At 45.9% G+C, this 20,758-nt stretch carries 13 protein-coding genes; 4 read left to right on the forward strand and 9 right to left on the reverse strand.

The features are described from left to right. Positions 1-101 precede the first annotated feature (101 nt). The 3 genes from GJQ68_RS16445 to GJQ68_RS16455 all read left to right on the forward strand — a co-directional run bounded on the left by GJQ68_RS16445 (position 102) and on the right by GJQ68_RS16455 (position 5,452). Positions 102-1,610, forward strand: a complete 1,509-nt coding sequence (locus tag GJQ68_RS16445; RefSeq protein ID WP_162418397.1) for a hypothetical protein — start codon at positions 102-104, stop codon at positions 1,608-1,610. Between the two features lie 108 nt (positions 1,611-1,718). Beyond that, positions 1,719-4,595: a TonB-dependent receptor gene (locus tag GJQ68_RS16450; RefSeq protein WP_162418398.1), complete on the forward strand. Its 2,877-nt coding sequence runs from the start codon at positions 1,719-1,721 to the stop codon at positions 4,593-4,595. A 107-nt stretch (positions 4,596-4,702) separates the two neighbouring features. Then, the gene (locus tag GJQ68_RS16455) at positions 4,703-5,452 is read left to right on the forward strand and encodes a hypothetical protein (RefSeq protein WP_162418399.1); all 750 of its coding nucleotides are present in this window, start codon (positions 4,703-4,705) and stop codon (positions 5,450-5,452) included. A 298-nt stretch (positions 5,453-5,750) separates the two neighbouring features. Here GJQ68_RS16455 and GJQ68_RS16460 read toward each other — a convergent pair whose 3' ends face one another. The 7 genes from GJQ68_RS16460 to GJQ68_RS16490 form a co-directional block, all read right to left on the reverse strand. Next, positions 5,751-7,190 (reverse strand): peptidylprolyl isomerase, encoded by a 1,440-nt coding sequence (locus GJQ68_RS16460; RefSeq protein WP_162418400.1) that lies wholly within the window; start codon positions 7,188-7,190, stop codon positions 5,751-5,753. Then, complete coding sequence (locus GJQ68_RS16465) at positions 7,168-8,067, reverse strand: peptidyl-prolyl cis-trans isomerase (RefSeq protein ID WP_162418401.1); 900 nt, start codon at positions 8,065-8,067, stop codon at positions 7,168-7,170. The genes GJQ68_RS16460 and GJQ68_RS16465 overlap by 23 nt, the downstream gene beginning before the upstream one ends. Further along, entirely contained in the window at positions 8,030-10,033 is a 2,004-nt protein-coding gene (locus GJQ68_RS16470) for a peptidylprolyl isomerase (RefSeq protein WP_162418402.1), read from the reverse strand. Before GJQ68_RS16470 ends, GJQ68_RS16465 begins: the two co-directional genes overlap by 38 nt. An 89-nt stretch (positions 10,034-10,122) precedes the next feature. After that, positions 10,123-10,539 (reverse strand): ATP-binding protein, encoded by a 417-nt coding sequence (locus GJQ68_RS16475; protein WP_162418403.1) that lies wholly within the window; start codon positions 10,537-10,539, stop codon positions 10,123-10,125. Next, on the reverse strand, positions 10,529-10,873 hold the full coding sequence (locus GJQ68_RS16480) for an STAS domain-containing protein (protein WP_162418404.1): 345 nt from the start codon (positions 10,871-10,873) through the stop codon (positions 10,529-10,531). The genes GJQ68_RS16475 and GJQ68_RS16480 overlap by 11 nt, the downstream gene beginning before the upstream one ends. Before the next feature lie 31 nt (positions 10,874-10,904). Beyond that, a complete protein-coding gene (locus tag GJQ68_RS16485; protein ID WP_162418405.1) occupies positions 10,905-12,977 on the reverse strand; it encodes a GAF domain-containing SpoIIE family protein phosphatase in 2,073 nt (690 codons plus the stop codon). A gap of 224 nt (positions 12,978-13,201) precedes the next feature. After that, on the reverse strand, positions 13,202-13,996 hold the full coding sequence (locus GJQ68_RS16490; protein WP_162418406.1) for a hypothetical protein: 795 nt from the start codon (positions 13,994-13,996) through the stop codon (positions 13,202-13,204). A 71-nt stretch (positions 13,997-14,067) separates the two neighbouring features. Between GJQ68_RS16490 and GJQ68_RS16495 the strand changes: the two genes are divergently transcribed. After that, positions 14,068-14,736 (forward strand): YdcF family protein, encoded by a 669-nt coding sequence (locus tag GJQ68_RS16495; RefSeq protein ID WP_162418407.1) that lies wholly within the window; start codon positions 14,068-14,070, stop codon positions 14,734-14,736. Positions 14,737-14,845: 109 nt separating this feature from the next. Here the strand turns inward: GJQ68_RS16495 and GJQ68_RS16500 are convergent, their stop codons facing one another. Continuing rightward, entirely contained in the window at positions 14,846-16,147 is a 1,302-nt protein-coding gene (locus GJQ68_RS16500) for a cryptochrome/photolyase family protein (RefSeq protein ID WP_162418408.1), read from the reverse strand. A 30-nt stretch (positions 16,148-16,177) separates the two neighbouring features. Then, positions 16,178-20,752 (reverse strand): translocation/assembly module TamB domain-containing protein, encoded by a 4,575-nt coding sequence (locus tag GJQ68_RS16505; protein WP_235941646.1) that lies wholly within the window; start codon positions 20,750-20,752, stop codon positions 16,178-16,180. Positions 20,753-20,758 lie beyond the last annotated feature (6 nt).

Below are 20,758 nucleotides of genomic sequence, written 5' to 3' on the forward strand. Positions count from 1 at the left end.
ATTTTAAAATTTGATAATTTCTTTTCCGAAGGGACTACGATTAAATAAGTCAATTTTGCAGCAGTAAAATAATCTGACTTACTAAATCTAATACCTAAATTATGAAAAGAGTTTTCAAAGGAATGTTGTTTTTCGTACTAGCGGCTGGCTTGCTGTCTGCTTGTGGCGAAGAGGAAGTACCCAATAGCTTTGTTTCCATTTCCGGAATACCTGCAACTGCTGTCATTGAGGCTGGCGAAACAGTGGGCCCGGTCACTGCGAATATCAGTGCAGCGGATGGGCTAGCCACGCTGGTTATCCGAAAGGATGGTTCTACCATAGAAACCATAAATTTCAACGGAGAGACTTCCGCCACACACGAGTTTTCGTATACCTCTGTTGATGAGGATGCCAACAAAAATGTGGTGTTCGAATTTGTCGCTACCGATAGCAACGGGGACAGCCAGACGGTTACCCACGTGCTCACAGTGGGCGAGATCGCCACTGTAATCCGAATTGCGGAGAATATCACCTCCGATCAAACCTGGGAAACAGGTAAGACCTATATATTGGGGGATCGAATTGTGGTTACCGATGGTGCTACCTTGAAAATAGAGCCAGGTGTGGTTGTAAAGGGTGAAGCAGGTTCGGGACCCAATGCTACTGCCCTGATTATTGCCAGAGGAGGGAAAATAGATGCTCAGGGAACGGAAACGGAACCCATTATTTTCACTTCCGTGGCCGATGAGATTGAGCCGGGTATGATCGCAAGTCCTAACCTGGATGCCGATCTGGATGGTTTTTGGGGAGGATTAATTGTTTTGGGAAGAGCGCCAAGTTCTTTTGAAGGGGATGTGTCGGAAAAGCAAATTGAAGGTATTCCTCCTTCTGATACCAATGGACTTTATGGAGGAGATGATCCTGCCGATGATTCTGGAATAATAAAATATATCTCCATCCGGCATGGCGGATCCAATATCGGTGAAGGTAATGAGATCAATGGACTGACACTGGGAGGCGTAGGATCTACCACAATAATTGAAAACGTTGAGGTCATTGCCAATCAGGATGATGGCATCGAATGGTTTGGAGGTACTGTAAACGTGAAGAATGCCTTGGTATGGAATTCTGGAGACGATGCATTGGATACGGATCAGTCCTGGGCTGGCACCATGGATAATTTCATCCTGCTCTGCGGTCCTACAACCGATCATGCGCTGGAAATTGATGGACCCGAAGGATCATTCAACGCTGCCCACACCCTCAGGAACGGAACTGTGAGAGGACACCCTGAATCTGAGTTAGGAGATTTCAGAGACGGTGCCAGGGGTACTTTTGAAAATATTTATTTCTTCGGATTCTCAGATCCGGCTGATCCCGAGGCTGAAGGAAGAGGAGATTTGTCTCTAAGCGGGGATGCAAGCCTCGAAAACTTCGAGAATGGCATTCTGAACTTCAATAACCTGGAGGTTACCCTGCCAGCGGGAGTGTCTTTATCTACTGTTTTCCGGAATGGAACGGACGTACACGCCAGTGAAGTGGCCCTCGGTGAAAATACCGTTGGTGCAGATAAGTCTGTATTCGCCGGCTGGACCTGGGCCGCTGTGGCTGGAGAACTGGATGATTTATAATCACAACCACTAAATCATTTTTTGAAAGGGATGGGGATACCCCATCCCTTTCCTTACTTTTTTATCTATCTATCTATATGTCGCTGTATATCTAAAATTATTAATTCAATGAAAACATTAATCATAAGCTGGCTTTTCTTTGGAATGGCGGTTTTGTCAGGCGCGGCGGTGGCGCAAACAGGTACCATCAGGGGTACTATTTATGATGAGGCATCCGGCGAACCCTTATTTGGGGTAGCGGTGTCTATAGTAGGCACCCAAACAGGAGCCGTAACCGATTTTGATGGGGATTTTGAAATCCAACTATCCCCGGGTACTTATACCCTCTCGGCTTCCTTCATATCCTATAATTCCCTAAACCTGGAGGGGATTACCGTTGCCTCGGGGGAAGTGACCATTCTGGATAATTTGAGATTGACGGAGTATACCTCTGATCTGGAAACCGTGACGATTTCTGCAGAAGCCATTCGAACGACCGAGGCGGCCCTAATGACGGTAAAGAGAAATGCAGCCCAACTCATGGATGGCATTTCTTCGGCTGCCTTTCGGCAAATCGGAGACGGAGATGCGGCTGCTGCCATTAAGCGGGTAACGGGCGTTTCTATCGAAGGCGGAAAATACGTGTACATTCGTGGGCTGGGGGACCGGTATACCAAGACAGTACTCAATGGAGTGGATATTCCCGGGCTGGATCCGGATAGAAACAGTATCCAAATGGATATTTTTCCCACCAATATTATAGATAACATCATCGTTTCCAAATCCTTTACCAGTAACCTCTCCGCAGATTTTACCGGAGGAGTGGTGGATATAGAAACCAAAGATTTTCCGGAAGAAAAGACGCTGCGGATTTCCCTCAGTGGAGGCTATAATCCCTCCATGCATTTTAACCCTGATTTTTTACGTGCCGGAAGCAGCAGTACCGATTTTCTGGGTTTTGATAATGGATACAGGGACATTCCTACAAAAGGAGTGAACGATATCCCCCAATTTGTGGACGTCATTGGAAATCCTTCAGGAGAGAGAGGGCAGTTGTACCAACGAATTTTACGGGATTTTAATCCTGAATTTGGTGGAATGCGAGATCAGAATGCAATGAATTTTGGGGTTGGTATTTCACTGGGGAATCAACTGGCCCTCGGAGATAATACCCTGGGCTATAATTTTGCCCTTACCTACAAAAACGCCTCGGAATACTTTCAAGATGCGGAATATAACCTGTATGCTAAACCCAGGGATAACAGTGAATTGGAATTGCAACCACTGGAGAGATCCATGGGTAGCTTTGGTGTCAATAATGTGATGCTGGGAGGTTTATTTGGCCTGGCATACAAAACCGATCTGTCTAAATTCAGACTAAATCTTATTCGGTTGCAAAACGGAGAATCCAAAGCCGGCATTTTTGACTTTGAAAACACAAACCTGGGTGCGGTATTTGAAGCCGATCAGTACAACATCGAATACAGCCAGCGCTCGTTGACCAATCTGATGCTCTCCGGTGCCCATTACTTGAAAGACGGAGATTGGGAGGTTAATTGGAAGGTTTCGCCGACCTTATCCACCATTGATGACCCCGATGTTCGTGTACTACGTTTCCGAAAACCAACTCAAAACATCTCTACAGAGGTGGGGTTACCGCAGCGAATCTGGCGTTCACTGGAGGAACAAAACCTGGTAGGAAAGCTAGATTTAACCAATAATCACCAGCTTTTTGGGAAAATGGCCAAACTCAAATTTGGTTCTTCTTACGTGTACAAAGAAAGGGATTTTGTGATACAGGATTTTCAGTTTTCCACTGGCAATACCTCCTTCACAGGGGACCCGAACCAGGTCCTTCGGGAAGAAAATCTTTTTTCCGAGACGAATCGCAATGGAGTGCGGTACAATCCACTGTTTATTCCCAATAATCCGAATAGTTTTCAGGCAAACCTAACCAACCTGGGGTGGTACGTACACAGCGAGTTCTCGCCTGTGGAAAAGTTAAAGGCAATCGTTGGGCTTCGGGCTGAAAAATTTGACCAGCGTTACACCGGAACCAATCAGACGCAAACCATCGTTTTCGATAACGAAAAAGTGCTGGATGATATGGACTTTTTTCCAACCATCAATCTGATTAACAGCATCAGAGAGGACCAAAATATCCGTTTTTCGTTTTCCCGTACCATTGCCCGCCCTTCCTTTAAGGAAATGTCTTTTGCCGAAATACTTGATCCCATTACCGGCCGGACCTTTGTTGGCGGTTTATTCGAAGAAGTCACGAATGGAGGTACAGAAGTTTTGTGGGACGGACAATTAGAAGCTACCCGGATCAATAACTTTGATCTGAGATGGGAGAAATTCCTTCCCGCCGGACAGTTGTTTTCGGTAAGTGCTTTCTACAAAACCTTTGATAAGCCCATTGAAATGGTGCAGTTCTTGTCCGATCCCGGAGCCTTTCAGCCCCGGAACGTAGGAAATGGTACCGTGGCAGGATTGGAACTGGAATTGAGAAAGTCGTTGGCTTTTCTTGCCCCAAAATTAGAAAACCTGTTTTTCACCTTTAATGGGACCCTTACCGAATCCAGCATTCAGTTGTCGGAGTCGGAGTTGAGATCCCGGCAATTGACTGCCAGGGAAGGACAGGAAATTTCAGCGAAACGCGATATGGCGGGACAGGCGCCGTATATCCTCAATTCAGGTATTGCCTACAACAATTTTGTGAGTGGATTGGAAGCGGGATTGTTTTACAACGTACAGGGATCAACGCTGAATTACGTAGGCTTCGGCAACCGTACCGATACCTATACTGTTCCATTCCATGCCGTCAACCTGAGTATCAATAAAACCTTTGGACTGGAAGAAAGGATAAAAGCCGGATTGAATGTTCAAAATTTACTGAACCAATCCCGTCAGGAAGTATTTCGTTCTTACCAGGCAGAAGATCAGATTTTCTCTAGTCTCAATCCGGGAACACTGATTAATTTTAACTTCTCCTATTCGCTCTAATAGCGAAAACACGCAAAAAAATATCCTTTCTAAACAGAAGGGATATTTTTTTTGTTTCTATATTAAGAAATTGTTAACTTATGTTAACATTGGATTAATCTATAGAAATGCGTTGGTTTCTTTTATGTATAGGGCTGTTTTGCATACCGGGGCTGTTGTTTGCCGGGAAGGGGAAGGAGTCTGCATGGATGACCTCCACTCCTCCAGAAAACGTGCAACCCCTGATTCAAGCTTGGGTAGCCGAAAGTGACCCCTTTGCCTCCCTGTATCAGAAATTGGAAAGGGATTTTGACCGTTTTGGCAATTCGGAAAGGATGGTACGATCCATTTTTTATCGATCGCACCAACATTTATTTCACAAATACCGGCAATTTACCCTGGATCAGGATGCCTTGAACGAGGGGCTTTACGACTGTGTCAGCGGTTCACTCATTTTAGCGGCGCTGCTGGATCATTTCGAATTTTCTTACGAAGTAATCGAGACTTCCTATCATGTGTTTTTACAGGTGGCCGTGAAGGATAGGCAATTGCTGCTGGAAGTGACCGACCCTCAGGGCGGTTTTATTGCGGATCCGGTCCAGAAAGAACAATACCTGAGCGGTTATTCCGGGAATAAAACGTTGTGGGAAGAATCTAAAAATGCTGCGTCTTTTTCCTCCCCTGAAATTTACCAGAAAATCAATCTTGAAAATCTCCTGGGCCTTCAATATTTTAACCAGGCGATCCGGTATTTTAACGAAGGCAATCCGCTGGTAGCCTATCAATTTTCCATCACTGCCCTTAAGTATCATGATTCGGAGAGAATCCGGGATTTTAGCCAATTTTTAAAGCAGAAAGTGGTACTTGCCAACAAGTAATTTTTTCACTGAGAACACAGAGAACAATATTGATAACCGTTGAGGTCTTCGAGACCTCGACGGTTTTCTTCGTGCCTAATACGCAATAAAACCGAATGCCCTGTTGGCAGGCACCGGGTAGGCCAGCGCAAGAGCTACGATCCCGAGTAAAATAGCGTAGGTGTTTTTAAAACCGACAGCAAGCCCAACAAAGGAACCGGCCTTTCGTCAATGCCAGCGGCACTTGATTTTTCTTAACTCGCCGAATAGAGCTGATAGAGCAAGAGCTCATCCCTTCAATACAGCATCGAACATTAATCTAATCTGTCAGTACTTCACAGCGATCGTATTGGGGATCAATGTCTATAAATACTTCCTCTTTGGCCAATACAAACCAATTGGATAATATCTCCTCTTCCTTTTTCCTACGGGAGGCTGCTTTTAATTTTTCGTAATCGTCCGAAAGATTAGCCCTGTGCGCGGGAAATCGCTCTTTGTAAAACAGAAGGCGCACACCCGCTTCGGATCGGCCTGTTCGGGGATCTTCGTCCTCATAGCGTATAGGCTTAGTGAGGGTTCCTACCTCCATACTGTCCAGGGTAAAATAAAGTACCGGATCTTCCAAGGTTCGTAATGTCAGTTTATTGGAGCCGTTTCCGGGATCGGTAAAGAAACCACCGTTGTCAGAAGTTTCCCTGTCGTCTGAGTATTCTTTAGCCGCTTTGGCAAAGGTGATTTTTTCTTCCACGATCAATTGTCGCAGGCTGTCAAGATACCTTTCGGCCTTTTCAATGTCGCTTTCAGATGGCGTAGGGATGCGTAAAATATGCCGGGAATTAAAGGTATTTCCTCTTCTTTCCAGCAGTTGGATCATGTGAAAGCCGAACATGGTTTCCACCGGATCACTGATTTCTCCCGGTTTCAGTTCATAGGCGGTAGCTTCGTATTCCGGAGCCAGTTCCCCCCTTTTGAAAAAGCCCAAATCACCACCCTGAGCAGCAGAACCCGGATCTTCGGAATATTGGGTGGCCATGCTCGCAAAATCAGCATCCCCATCCAAAATTCGTTGCTTGATGGAAAGTAGTTCCTCCACCACCTTGTCTTTCTCAGCCTGGCTTACTTCGGGCTTTTTGACTATTTGGCCCACCGTGACCTCAGCCGAGAAAAAGGGAAGCGAATCATTGGGTATGGATCCGTAAAATTTCCGGACATCATTGGGAGATACTTCCAGGCCTTCGGTTATGACTCCCTGCATTTTCTGTACCACCATCTGTTCTTTTACCGCATCCTGTATTTCACTCTTTAGCTGATCGGCGGTTTTGCCATAGGCTTCAATCAGGGTCTCCTCGTCTCCACCGAATTGCTGAAGCACCATATTGAACCGTTGGTCGGTTTGGATGATCACTTCTGCTTCCGACACGATTACCGAATCGATTTCTGATTTGGCCATCATCAGCTTATTAATAAGAAGGGACTCAAATATCTGGCATCGCGTGGGTGTTTCCATGCCTTGCTGGGCCTGAGAGATGGCTTCCAGATACGCTTTCTGCAAGTCGGACTCCAGAATGATGTAATTGTCCACTTTGGCAATAATTTTATCTAACACCTGCCCACTGGGCTTTTCTTCAGAAGGCGGTTTTTCACTGCTCGCCAGGGTGCTATCGGTATCTTGTGCCCAGGTGATTTGATTGAATACAAGTCCTGTAAGCAATAGTACGGTTAATTTTCTGGACCAGTTATTCATAAATGGTAAACTCATTATTTTCAAGTGCATGGTTGTAAATATCTCTTTTTAATTTGTCGGCTAACTCCACCCTCCTCTTGTTAACGATAATCTTGGAAATTTCGTCTCTGACAAATTCAAGCGGCGGAACCTGATCCTGCAAACGGTACTCCAGAATCTTAAAATAGTACGAGTAGGTTTCGTCATCTACATTGATCAATCGTTCGTTTTGAAGCAGTTGTACCTGGTTATTGTTCTGAGTAAGGGGCGTATTGATGATAATGTCATCGAATTTAACCCAGGTAGAATCCTCAATGAAATAATTGTTGGCATAACGAATAGCAAAGTCCTTTAGTTCATCTCCTTGCTCTTCCCGGTCATTACCCAACAAACGCTCCAGTTGCCGTTTTTGGGGCAGGGATTTTTCCAATTTGATATAATTGGTACGGACGATTATTTCTTTCAGGGCAAAATTCTGCTTGTTGGCTTCGTAGTAGGTTGCAATTTCCTCAGAAGTGACTTCTCTGTCCAGACTTTCCTCCACGAAATTTTTTTCGTATTCATAAGCAATCAGTGCATAACGATAGTCCAGGAGTTTGCGATTTATTTCGGCTTCGTCCAGGGTTATATTTTCTCTTGCCTCCCGGATCATCAATTGCTTTTTTATCCAACTCTGTACGTACCGGTTTACCAGGTCTGCGGAATCCAGGCCGGAGGCCATTTCTTTGCTGATATGATCAATATCGGTCAGGTATAGATTGGCGGTTCCAACCGATGCCACCACGGGGTTGTCCGGGTCTTCTTCTTCGGTCTTGATCCGAAAAAAGTCACAGGAGGAGCTAAGCAGCAGTAAACTACTTAGGGCCAAAGCCGCTTTACTTCGTAAGTTCCCGATAGGTAGTTTCTTTTTCATCCTCGTTGATTTGGATGGTGTATGTATCTCTTAATGTAGCCATAAGCTTTTTTTCCAGAAACTGCTGGTAATCCTGAATCAATTTGCCCCTGGTTTCTTCAAAGGCTTTCCCTTGTGCCGGGATTTTTTCTCCAGTGACTAGCAGTATCGTTTCGCCATCTTTTGAAATCGTATGAAAGGATTGTGCTGGATTCAGGTCAGAAAGAATTTCTTTCCCGGAAATCTCAAAAACCCCTTGTTCGATCGTGAATTTTAAAGGGTCTTCGGAAAGAAATTGCTTTTTTACCGTTTCTTCCAGACCCTCCTTATAGGACTGGGTAGAGAGCCAGCTTTTGACCTCCGAGAGGTCCTTACCTGCATCCGCTTTCAAAATAAAGGCGGGTTGGCGTTCTCCCCAGCGGTATTTCTCCCGGTGTTCCCCAAAATAATCTCGTTGTCCCAGACTGTCGTCGACTGCTTTTTGCCACACCTCATTATTCATCAGCTCAAACAGCAACATGCCATTCCGGTATTCATTTACCAGTTGCCGGTATTCCTGATTGGAAGCATATAGCTGCGCAGCTTCCCATTCGCTAAGCAACGTGGTCATAAACCGTTCGTACCAGAACTCAAAGGGCTGCTGCACCAGCGAATCAGCAGATCCAATTTGGGATTCTAGGAACCGGGCAAAGTCCTGAGGGCTTGCCTGTTTCCATTCCGACCAAATAAGGCTGTCTTGCTTCCATTCGGCAGTTTCGAGGTTGCCCAATAATTCGGAGATCGCTTTTCCCTGGCTGCTCTTTACTGTTTCCTCGATTTTTTTCCAAAGGCTGGAATTTTCACGTACCCCCAATTTTGATTTTTGCTGTGCCATCACCTGGCTGCGGAGCATCTCCGAGCGGCTGTCGCGCAGGATTCTGGATTTTATTGTGGGCATGAGCTCCTCGAAAGGAGGTACCGGCCGTTGGTCTTCCAATCTCAGCAAGTGATAGCCATATTGGGTTTTGACGGGCTTGGAAATAGTTCCGGGCTCGTCCAGGGAAAAGGCGGCCTGTTCAAATTCAGGAACCAGGGAACCCACTCCAAACCAGGGTACCAGTCCCTTGTTGGACTTACTTCCTGCATCTTCTGAGTAGGTACTCACCAGTTCCGGCCATATTTCAGGGTTGCTTTGTACTTTTTCGAAAAGTTCTGCAATTTTCCGTTGGGCGAGTGCCTCGCTTTCGGGCTGCTCCGGATCAACTCGGAGCAAGAGGTGGGATACCCGCACCTGCCCGGGATTTGGCCGGCGGTCTTCCAGCCGGATAATATGGTAGCCGAAATCGGAAAGGACCGGCTCTGAAATCGCTCCAACGGACAGCGAATAGGCGGCTTCTTCAAAAGGCAGTACCATTTGAAGGGCGGTAAAGTACCCCAGGTTGCCTTTATTGGTTTGGGCGGAAGGGTCTTCTGAATGAAGGGATGCCAGTTCGGCAAAGTCTTCCCCATTCTCCGCCGCTGCCTTGAGTTTCTCTGCCATTCTGAAAACAGCGATGGAGTCTTCGCTGCTGGCATTGGGAGGGAACTGAAGTAAAATATGACTTGCCTTTACCATTTCCTGCATCCGGTGGTAAACCCGTCTTAGTTCACCTTCCTGCAAGTCGTTTTCCAACAGGTAGGGTTTGATGAGTTGTTTCTGAAAGGATTCAAATTCGGTCCGGAACTCCTCCGATTGGTCCAGTCCCAGATCAATGGCATGTTTTACCTTTAGTTTATAGTCAATAAACAGGTCGAAGTTTTCTTCAAATTCCGCTCGACTTAGGGCTCCCTCCTGATTTTGCCGGTTTTTAGTTAGGATATAGACAAACTCCTCCTTGTCAGAGGGAGTATCGGCAATTTTGATCAGATAGTCCGATGAGCCCGGATCATCCCTGAATTTTTCAGGAACCTGGACCGCACTGGCAGATAAAATTCCCCAAAAAAGGAAACATACATGCGTTAAATTCATAGGACAAATGATGCTTTCTAATCCGCAATGTTACGAATTTTACCCCACAATACGGGAGGATGGCAGGGATATGTGAGCGGATTTAACATTTATTTGGATTTCAATTTTTTGATCAACCGACAGGTATTGAATGCGTGGTCGGTTTCAAATTCGATTTTATCCATGATTTTGCGGACCAAAAGCAGCCCGAGCCCCCCTTTTCTTTTCTCCCTGATTACCGCATTGATTTCTGGTGATTTATATTCGATGATGTTGAATGCTTTTCCAGAATCTTTGATTTCAAAAATGATGCGCTCAGGATTTAAATGAATCGTTAGCCAGATATGACTTAGTGGATTGCAATCGTGAGAATGGATAATAAGGTTGGCACAGACCTCTTCTACTGCTAAAATCAATTGATTTTGACTGATGGCGCTGAGTTGGGTAGCCGACAGGGCTTCCGCAATGAAGGAGCGGAGCTCAGCCAACCGGCTCTTTTCGCAATATAGCTTTAGTTCATGCGTCATAAAGCGATTCTTCGGCTTCCTCCTGTGTGTTTTTAATATGGATGAGTTGGTCCAGTCCAAGGATATGAAATACGTTCATCACTTTCTCGTTCAAACCAAAAATGACGAAGGCTACGTTCTTCTCCCGAAAGTCTTCCAGGTAGGACATAAATACCCCTAGCCCCGCAGAGGAGATGTATTCCAGATTTCTGCCATCGACCAGAATTTTCTGGACGCTTCCGGAAAGTGCCTCCTGTATCACCTCATCCAGTTCGACCGAATTACTCGCATCGACCTCCCCATTCAAGGCAATGACCAGGTGTTCCCGGGCAGCCGTCATATTGATTGATAACATACTCGATTATACGCTTTACAAATGATTAAGTTTATGCTTTAAATTTGATCGCCAATAGGGAATAATCATCATCGGGAAGGATTTCCTTGCCCACAAATGCGAAGACAGACTCAATTATTTTCGTTCTGATTTCCCGGGCACTCAAATGGTAATTCCTGTCCAGTATATTTCGCAAATTATCGTACCCGAACTCCTGCCCATTCTCATTTTTGGCCTCCACGATTCCGTCCGTGTACATTACCATGACATCCCCGGGCAGGTAATTCATTTTGCCTTCCTCGATATATTGTTCAAAGCTGAGGTTCCGTACGATGCCCAGGCCCATTCCCTTGATGTCAAGGAAGCGGGAGGCTCCTCGCTCTTCGGAATAAAACAGCGTGGGACAGTGTCCCGCTCGTGCAAAACGGATCTCCTTTTCACGGGTATTGACCGTGTAGTACGTAGTGGTAATGAAATTGTTTTTTTCCAGGCAGCGGCTCAGGGCACTGTTGGCTTTTGTCAGAAAATCTTTAGGGCCCAGGTTTAGTTGTACCAGGCTGTGAAACACGCCCTTCATTTGGGACATGTTGAAGGCGGCAGAAGTTCCTTTTCCGGATACGTCTCCAATAATAAGTGCAAAATGATCCCGGTCAAAGCGATACGTTTCATAATAATCGCCGCCCACCTCGTCCGCAGCGGCAGAAAACCCATCTATTTCAAAGCATTCATTGTGGTGCAGTTCCGAAGGTAAAAGACTCCGCTGAACGCGTTGGGCAATTTCCAGTTCTTCACGGTAACGCTCATTTTTGATGGCCTCGTTCAGGAGGCGGTAATTTTCTATGGAAATCGAGGTTTGGCCCACGAAAGTAGAAATGATATTGATCATTTCTTTGTTGAACCCGTCTTTTACCTCTTTGAGCAAAAACAGGTCACCCAATATCTTTTTGTTTGCCCGGATGGGAATAATCAATACGGATTGAAAGGTTTCGTGAGGTATCTTACCGTAAATATACTCCAACTTGCCTCCTTCCTGCTCGTTTAGATAACTGGCAAAAGGTTCTGTTTTTTTCAATATTGCCATGAGATCTTGTCTTTCGCCATTGCTAATGAACTTTTGATGAAGGATTTTGCCAGGCTGATCTTCCTCCACCTGGGCATGGAGCTCCAGCCAGGCGGCATCTACATAGGCGGCACTCATGCTACTGTCCATCAATATATCCAACACCTGTTCCTCATTTTCTCCGGGCTGGATCGATTGGCTCAATTTCTGAAAACTAATGGCCTCCGTTAGTTTCTGTTCAAAAACGGAGGAGGTGGGTAAGTTGAATAAGGTGACCAGAAAACTGAACACCGCATAAATCAACACAAAAGCAAAGAGGCCGAGAAGAAAGAGGTTTTCGCTTAGATTGACAAAATCAATGTTTTTTTGATTATACGACACCAATTGTACCAGCAGGTAGGCGGTACTGGCTATGATAATGGCAAGAAATAGGATGGACTTCCATTTTTCCCTAAACGTCAGGTAGGGGATCCATTTTAAGTTGACCGATAATATGATGCCGTAGATGATCAGGAATATCAGGCCAAACATAAAGCCATAATCATAGCTTTCCTGATTGATGAGTACGAAAAACATGCTAATAAGCAGGATGACTTCGTATGCCTGCCATTGTTGCACCACGGCCTTGCTTTTTTGGTACAGGATCAGGTGCTTCCAAAGCAGCGCAGAGGAGATCAAAAACAAAGAGGTCAGGGCAAAATTAACGTGGTAGAAAAAATTTCTGAGTAGCGGGTCTTCTGATAAGCGACTTCCATCCAGTAGGTAATAAAAATAAATAATTAAAAAAGAAGTAATGGTAGCCATCAATCCGGTGGAAGCTGCCCTCCAGATCAGGTTTAGGAAATTGCTGTTTTCATTTTTACTAATAGAATCGCCGAAATAGAGGTAGAGGACGATAAAAAAGATTATTTCCAGAATCCAGGTTATTTCGCGCGAAATTCCCCCTTCCATTTGGTTGATTTCACCGAACAATCGCACCAGATCCACAAATAGCAGCGCAAACCATGTCAGGATGGCCAGCATGATATAAATTTTGCCCCGCTGTATGTTGGGTAGTTTCGCCATAGAAAAACATACAATAATATAAATAGAATGTCAAAATTCATTGGTCCCGGCAATAAAAGGTTGTCGGAAGGCAAGGATTAAAACCGAAACGGAAGCCGCCAATAAAATTTTAGGACGTGTAAACTGTCTGGAAGCTGGATTTAAGATCAAAATTAACAAAATTCGGATCATGAATAAACAATGCTTGCCTATCTTGCCGTGGATCCGTGTCTGGTGTTAAAGCATCAGGAGTTCAAATGTATGGCCTGCCGCATAAAGGCAAGCTGCGCATGGATTTCCTTCCAGGAAAAGGGAAGGCTGGGCTGAGAGTGGGCCAGCGCGTCCCGCAGTTTGCCAATGTTCCGGACCATGGCATCGTATTGATCTCTGCTGGCCCCGGGCATCAGGCTTTTGAATCGTTTTTGCTTGGAAAAAATACTCCCCAGGTCCGCCAATTGCAAGCACTGAATCAGGTCAATTTCTTCGTTTCTTCGCAATTTGAGTTGATATAGCGCCTGGGCAGAAGCCAAGCGTTCCTCTGACAGGCTGGCTTGCCATTCCGGGATTGTATGTTTGATAAGCTCCCTGAGAAAGGTTTCCCAGGTACTTATATACCCAAATACCACCAGCCTCATAGGAATTTTGTCCAGATCGCTTTGGGTGACAATATGGGAAATCGTCCCTTCCGTCTCGATAAAGAACCGCCTGTTGGAGAGCAGTTTTTCGAAGGCCCGGACCAGAGGAGTATTGCCATTCATCAGATCAGCCTTGCTGACGGGAGATAGGTCCGAATCTCCGTTGTCAAATTTCTGAAGGCCATCATCGGATTGCACCAGCACGGTTTGAAAATTATTTTTCACCATTGCTTCCCGATAGGTATTGGGCTGAAAAGGAAAGGTCGGCTCGGCAATACTTAGGACCGGAACATAGCGGTCAAAAAGATTGAATAAGGACTGGTGTTGGGCTTGGTTCATGGGCTTGTTTGAACTTCTTTGAGTCTGGAAGGCATGTTTTTCTACTGGGATTTTGAATTTAACCATTCCCGACGGTATATTGAATTTTTAACAAGAAAGGATATACCTTATAAGGTTTACGACAGCCGATAGGAAGAATGTTAACAGATAAGCAACCACCAGTCACCCAGGAAGTAAAGGAATTAGCCAGGCGATTATGGGATTACCATCAGCTTCGCCATACCATTCAGAAAAGCGATGCGATCCTGGTGTTGGGTAGTCATGATCCACGGGTGGCCGAACGAGGCGCCGCACTTTGGCTGGAAGAAATGGCTCCCCTTCTGATTTTTTCGGGGGGGTTGGGTAATTTTACCGCAGGTGTTTGGGAAGATCCGGAAGCGGTTATTTTTGGTCGGATTGCCCGGCGGATGGGCGTGCCGGATGAAGCCATGCTGCTGGAGAGCCGTTCTACCAATTCCGGGGAAAACATCCGGTTTACCCAGGAACTATTGAAAAGCAAGGGATTGGATCCCCACTCCTTTATTATCGTTCAGAAACCGTATATGGAGCGGCGTGCCTATGCCACCTTTAAAAAATACTGGCCCGATAAATCCGTGCTCGTGACCAGTCCGCGCATTTCCCTTGAAGATTATCCCTCCGATTCCATTTCCCTGGAAATAATTATTCAATCCATGGTGGGGGACCTACAGCGCATTAGGGAATACCCGAAAAAAGGCTTTCAAATTCATCAGGACATTCCGGAAGAAGTGTGGACCGCATTTGAGCGATTGGTAGCACTGGGCTTTGACCAGCACCTGATCTCCTGAGGCTCCGGCAGGAAACCCACTACCTTGACTTTAAAATCATATAGGTGTCCAAAATCAAAACGTCGCAGCCAAGTGCGGAATTTTAAATCTTTAAATTGATTTTCCGATCCTATTTATTAAGCGCTTCCTTAAACACTGCCAGTGCGCGCTCCCGGGCTGCTTTGTGATCCACGATAGGCTCCGGGTACTTATCCGTTCCAAATTCAGGCAGCCAGTGTTTGACATATTTCCTGTCCTTATCAAATTTCTCTAATTGCGAAGCGGGATTGAAAATCCGGAAATAGGGCTGAGCATCGGTGCCCGTGCCTGCTGCCCATTGCCAGCCACCGTTGTTGGAGGACAATTCATAATCCAGTAGCTTTTTAGCAAAATAGGCCTCTCCCCAGCGCCAATCTATAAGCAGGTGTTTGGTCAGGAAACTGGCCGTGACCATGCGTACCCGGTTGTGCATGTAGCCCGTAGTATTCAATTCCCGCATGCCCGCATCCACCATGGGGTAACCGGTTTTTCCTTCGCACCAGCTGGAAAATTCTTTTTCATCATTTCTCCAGGGAATGCGGTCGTAGGCAGGTTTAAAAGCCTTTTCCACCACTTCAGGGTTATGGTAAAGAATCATCATGTAAAATTCCCTCCAGATCAATTCGTTAAGGTAGGTTTCGTTTAACGCTGCTGCTTCCAGTGCCAGTTTACGAATGCTGATGGTGCCAAACCGAAGGTGGATGCCCAACCGGCTGGTACCCCCTTTCGCAGGAAAATTCCGGGTTTGGTCGTATTTACGGATCAGGTTTTTGTTTACCTCTGCCGGCGGTATGGTGGTTTCCGAAGCCTCAAAGCCGATGGCTCTCAAACTGGGCAATGACATTGGTTTTGTTTGGTAAAAGGATTTTTTCCTTCCATCCAGACTTACAGGAGTAATTCGGGCCGCTTCGAATTTTTGCAGCCAGCGTTTGCTGTAGGGAGTAAAGACCTTGTAAAAATCACCTTTGTCCGTAGTGATTTCATCCGTTTCAAAAATCACCTGATCTTTAAAATCGTAAAAATCAATGCCTTCTTCCTGCAAAAACGCCGCTACCTCCTTATCCCTTTTTTTAGCATAGGGCTCGTAATCCCTGTTGGTATACACGTTCTGAATCGCGTATTCCCGGGTCAATGAGCGAAAGATATCCAATGGCTTGCCATGACGGACCAGCAGGGAACTTTGATAGGAGGCTAGTTCGTCCCTTAGCCTTTGTACCTGTTCGTGAATGAATTGCACGCGGGCATCTTTTTTCTCCTCCAGTTTGTCCAGTATTTCGGTGTCAAAAATAAAAAGCGGCAAAACCTGCGCTTCGTTTTGATGGGCATAATAGAGTCCCAGATTGTCTTCCAGCCTCAGGTCTCTTCGGAACCAAAACAGTGTTATTTTATCCATAAATTAATAAGTCAGGTATTCGAAAAATGTTTAAGGTTTTTCAGGCAGTTCCTTTTCCAGGATGCGGATTCCTGAGGGATCGATTGGCGGATCAGGTTGAAATAATTCGGGGGCCACTTCGTCCAGATGGATGGTGAAATCGCCGCGCAGGTATTCATCCGAATCGCTGATGGGCAGGTCTCTGTTTCTACTAAAGTTCTGGAATAGCTCTTTTAATGAACTAAAGAGCAGGTTTTGGGATACTGACACGCCGTAGGTGTTGGGTGCCCGGTTATTGATGCCAAGGGCCGTTAGCGTATTGAAATTGTTGCGGTTGTACACCCGTACGCGGTACCTGCCATCTTCGGTGAGCAGGTATTCAGCCTGCCAGTCCCCGGCAATGGTGTTAAAATCGGCATTTCCCTGCAGATCGGTAAAACCACCGTCACGGGTCACCCGCAGGCGGCCATCGAAAAAGGTGTAGGCAACCCGCAGCTGAAACGTTTCCAGTGCCGTTTCGTCCAATCCTACCAGGTCAAAATCAATTTCCAGATTTTCATCTACCTGAGCGATGAGGTTGTTTAGTTGGGAAGAAATTAGCTGGCTGAGGTTGGAAAAGCCAATGCCGGACCCGCTAAACTGCCCCTCGGGCGAAAACCTACGTAGCATTATGAGTGAAAATACCTGGCGGTTTTTTTCCTGCTCATCATTCGCGATGCGGTTTCGGAAAGCCGATATGGTAGTTTGCAATTCGCTATCTTCCGGAAACTCTGAAAAATCAAAATCAAAGCCAATATCCGGGGATAATAAGGGGCCGTCCAGGTCCATGATCACTTTTACCGGAAATCGCCGCTTCAACTGATTGCTTTCAAATTGATTCTGGCTGGCAGTGGTTTGCAGGGAAGTCAGGGAAACATTTTCCTCATAAACCGCAGAAATGTCCATCACCCCTTCATAAGGATCCCCATACCAATTAATGACACCCCCTGGCTCTATTAGGAATTTTTTGTTGATGACGTTATACAGCGAAAAATTATACAAAGCATCTACGATTTCGAAATTTCCTACCATGTTGAAATTCCCCTGGGTATCGATATTCAGATTCAAGACTCCCCTTCCTCTGCCTTGTATGTTTTCATCTGTTTTGGGGTCAATTTGAATTTCCACATAGGCATCGGGGGTAAGGTCCAGGTTGAGGTTCATGCGAAGGTTATTGATGGTCAGCTTGTCTACGCTTTCCTCAAAACTAACCGATTGCGTGGTATCCCGAACATTGATGATATTGATGAAGTCTTCCTGAGATTGTCCGTTGGTGTCCCCTATGGGAATGTACACCCTGGTATTGGGCTGGGAAGTAGCATTTGCGGTCAGGTCCAGGTTATTGGCAGCTCCGAAGACATTAATGTCTCCCGTAGCGTAGGCCACTCCGAAAAACAGGTCGTTATCGGCTGCACTGGTATTCATTACCTGAAAATTGGTGATGGAGGCGTCCAGATCCAGAATGAAATTGTCAAAGTTATCGTGCGTGATCCCGCCTCTCAGCCGGGCGGTATTATTATTGATGTCCTTTAGCTCCAGCCCCCTGAAGCTAATGTCATTGGGCTCGAAAATTACATTTCCGTCTATCAGATAGGTAGTATTCAGGTAATTGAACCGAAACGTAGCTCCTTCGAGTCTTCCCAAACCCTCGACGATCGGCCGGGTGATGCTGCCGCTTACCGATAGGTTTCCGCTAAGGTTACCATCGATCTGGCTAATATAATCGGAAATGAAGGGCTCGATAACCGATAAATTCGCATTTTCAAACGCAGCATTCAGGGCCATTTCCTGTGTATCAGAACCCAGGTTGCCGGAAAGTTCGATTACTTTCTTTCCTTCCCGGTAGTTTTGAAGTGATAAGTTGACCGCTTGATCAGCGAAGAGGGCTTCCGCTTCAATTTCGCCAACCAGGAAATCATTGATCCGGATGCCTATTACCGACAGGCTGCCCTGCATGCCTTCTTTATTCCAGCCTTCGGCAAGGCTGACCCGGCCATTTGCGGTACCCTCGTAATCCCGCATACCGAATGAATTCAGGAAATTCAAGTTCAATTCGTTTACGGTTATTTCCATCTGATCCCCGGGATCCAAATTGATTTTCCCTTCGGCAGAAATGTATTGGTTTTCGTGAAAGATCTTGAGATTTTGGAAATGGGTTTCTGCCGCACCGATGGTAATGCTGTTGCCGGGTTCAAATTGCCAGAAATCTTCCAGAAGCTTGATTTCCGACGGGGCGAATTCTATCCGGGTCTGGTCCCGGGAAAGGTTTACCCCTGCCGAAATATTCGCATAGCTTTCCGTCTCCAATTGGTCCAGGTAAAAAGAGAGGTTTAGTTGGGACTGATCCCAGATTGTTTCCATGGAAAGATTGTGAAAGTTAAACCCGGAATTTAGCTGAATCTCCTTGGAAAGCACGTAGAACGAAGCCAATACTTCGTCACTGTCCTTGTATTTAGAGGTGTTGAGGTCAATGTCAGTATTTATAAAATAGTTGTTATTGTAATAAATGGTATCGATACCTGTATAAAAGTTGAATACTGTATTGCGCTCCGTTTTGTAAAAAGCCCCTTCCATTTGGGTGTTGCTGGAGATAAACAATCTGGGATCGATCAGGTTCAAGATGGGATTCGGATCTTGCAGGTCCAGGGTCAGGTCAATGTGGTAGGGGTCTCCGTTCAGGGCTTGTTTCCTGGCGGCTGGATTATAATCATTCGTGAGAATGTCATAATAATCCTCCCAGAGTCGTTGGATGTCCTGCCCTAGTTGTTGTACTTTAAAATCCCCGCTGATTCCCGCAACCAATAAGTCCGAATTGAGAGAAATGACACGGGAATCTTCGGTAAACAAGGATTGAAATAAAAAATAGTCGAGAAAAAGATCCCTGCCATCGTAGCTGATCAGCACATCTCTGAATCGGGTGACTCCTTCTATGGTATCCCAATGTATCCCTTTCGTATCCAGTTCGAAATTCCCGCTCAGGAAAATATCCTTTTCGGTTAGGCGAATGCGGTTGAGAAATGCAGTGTCCAGCCGTAGCATCAGGTTTGCGGAGTCTTTGTTGTTTCGTAAATCCAGCGTGCCGTCCACGCTCATCACCAGATTGGAATCATTAACACTCAATGTTCCCTGAAACAAGTCCTTTCCGTAGGTGGCCTTGGTTTCTATCTGGGTAAAATCGTATTGGTTTATGCCGATTTTGCTAATGCTTGCATCCAGTTCGATGAGTGCTGTGTTTACCGTGAGTCCGGTACCTTTTACATCACCTTTAAAACTGACTTTCTGAAAATTTTCCGGCTCCTCGGTCAGTACACCCAGGTCGAATTCCACCGCTTCCAATTGGCCTTCATAGGTCGGAGGGCCTCCATTATCACGGTAATTCACTTGGCCTTTTAGCAGACCAATTTCCGTTCTGAAATCACCCTTGGCAGTAAAATCGCGCAGGTATCCTTCAAAGTCGGAATCAAAGCGTACCGTCCCAAACTTATCCAGTTCCCTTCGGGCCTCATTACTGACGTAGGGATACAAATCTTCCGGTAGCATCACGGAATTTGTCAGGGAGAGGCTAAAAAAGGTGTTATCGACCTGCGGAAGTCCTTCAATATTGAATTTTCCGAAAAGCGCACTTCTTTCCCCAAAACGCAACAGCAATTCTTCCGAAAAAATAGAATTTATCTTACCGATTATTTCTCCACTGAGGGAAATTCGATCGTTTATAGGAGGAATATTGTCCGAAAAATACCTCAGATCCCGAATATCGAGTACCGTTTCATCCAGTTGGGCGATCAGGTCTACCTTCCGGTTAAAATCTCGTAAATCGGCCACCGTTTCATAATCCATCCGGAGGTAGTTCTTGATCACTGTTTCGTTGGATTTCAGGTACAGGTATTTAAATTCCATCCCGGTACCGGAGTAGGTGAAATCGGTTCGCAATTGCTGGAATACCATGCCCGAATTAGACTCGACACCTTTCATGTAGCGCAGATTAAAAGCCACGGTATCTCTACGCACGTAAAAGTTTTCCGCCCTGGCCACCAGGTCCCGAAATAGCAAATTGGCATAGTCGAATTTAATGTCCATCTCCGGCTGGGTGTAGTCAATGATGTCCAACGAAGTTTGGTCAAAGGAAATGGAAGCAATCCCAAAAGTAGGGGCAGGCGCTTTTTGTTTGTTGGGAGACACAAAAAATGTCTCCCGCAGTCTTTCCAGGAAAACGGAAATATTGAGTCCCTCCCCACCAGGGTGGGTCAGTAGTCTGACATTTCCGTTTCGCAGGTTTACCTCGTCCAGGCCTGGCCGATCCTTGTCCAGGAGGCCACGAACTGAAAAATCGATATAGACCTCATCCAAGTCGGCCATCAGGCTGTCCTGAAGATCGTAGACCCGGACCTCGCGAAGACTTACAGCATCCCACCAGCGGATGTTTACCCGGCCAATATCGGTGAGGTAACCGGTACCTGTGGAGATGCGGTTGGTAATAAACCCGGCCAGGTAGGTCTGAATGGAGGGGATTTGCAACAATATGGTCAGGAATATAAGAAAGAACAGCAGGTACCGCAGGAACAGAAATACTCTCCTGAGGGCTTTCATCAAAAT

Source organism: Cyclobacterium roseum (genome assembly GCF_010119225.1).
Lineage (GTDB): Bacteria > Bacteroidota > Bacteroidia > Cytophagales > Cyclobacteriaceae > Cyclobacterium > Cyclobacterium roseum.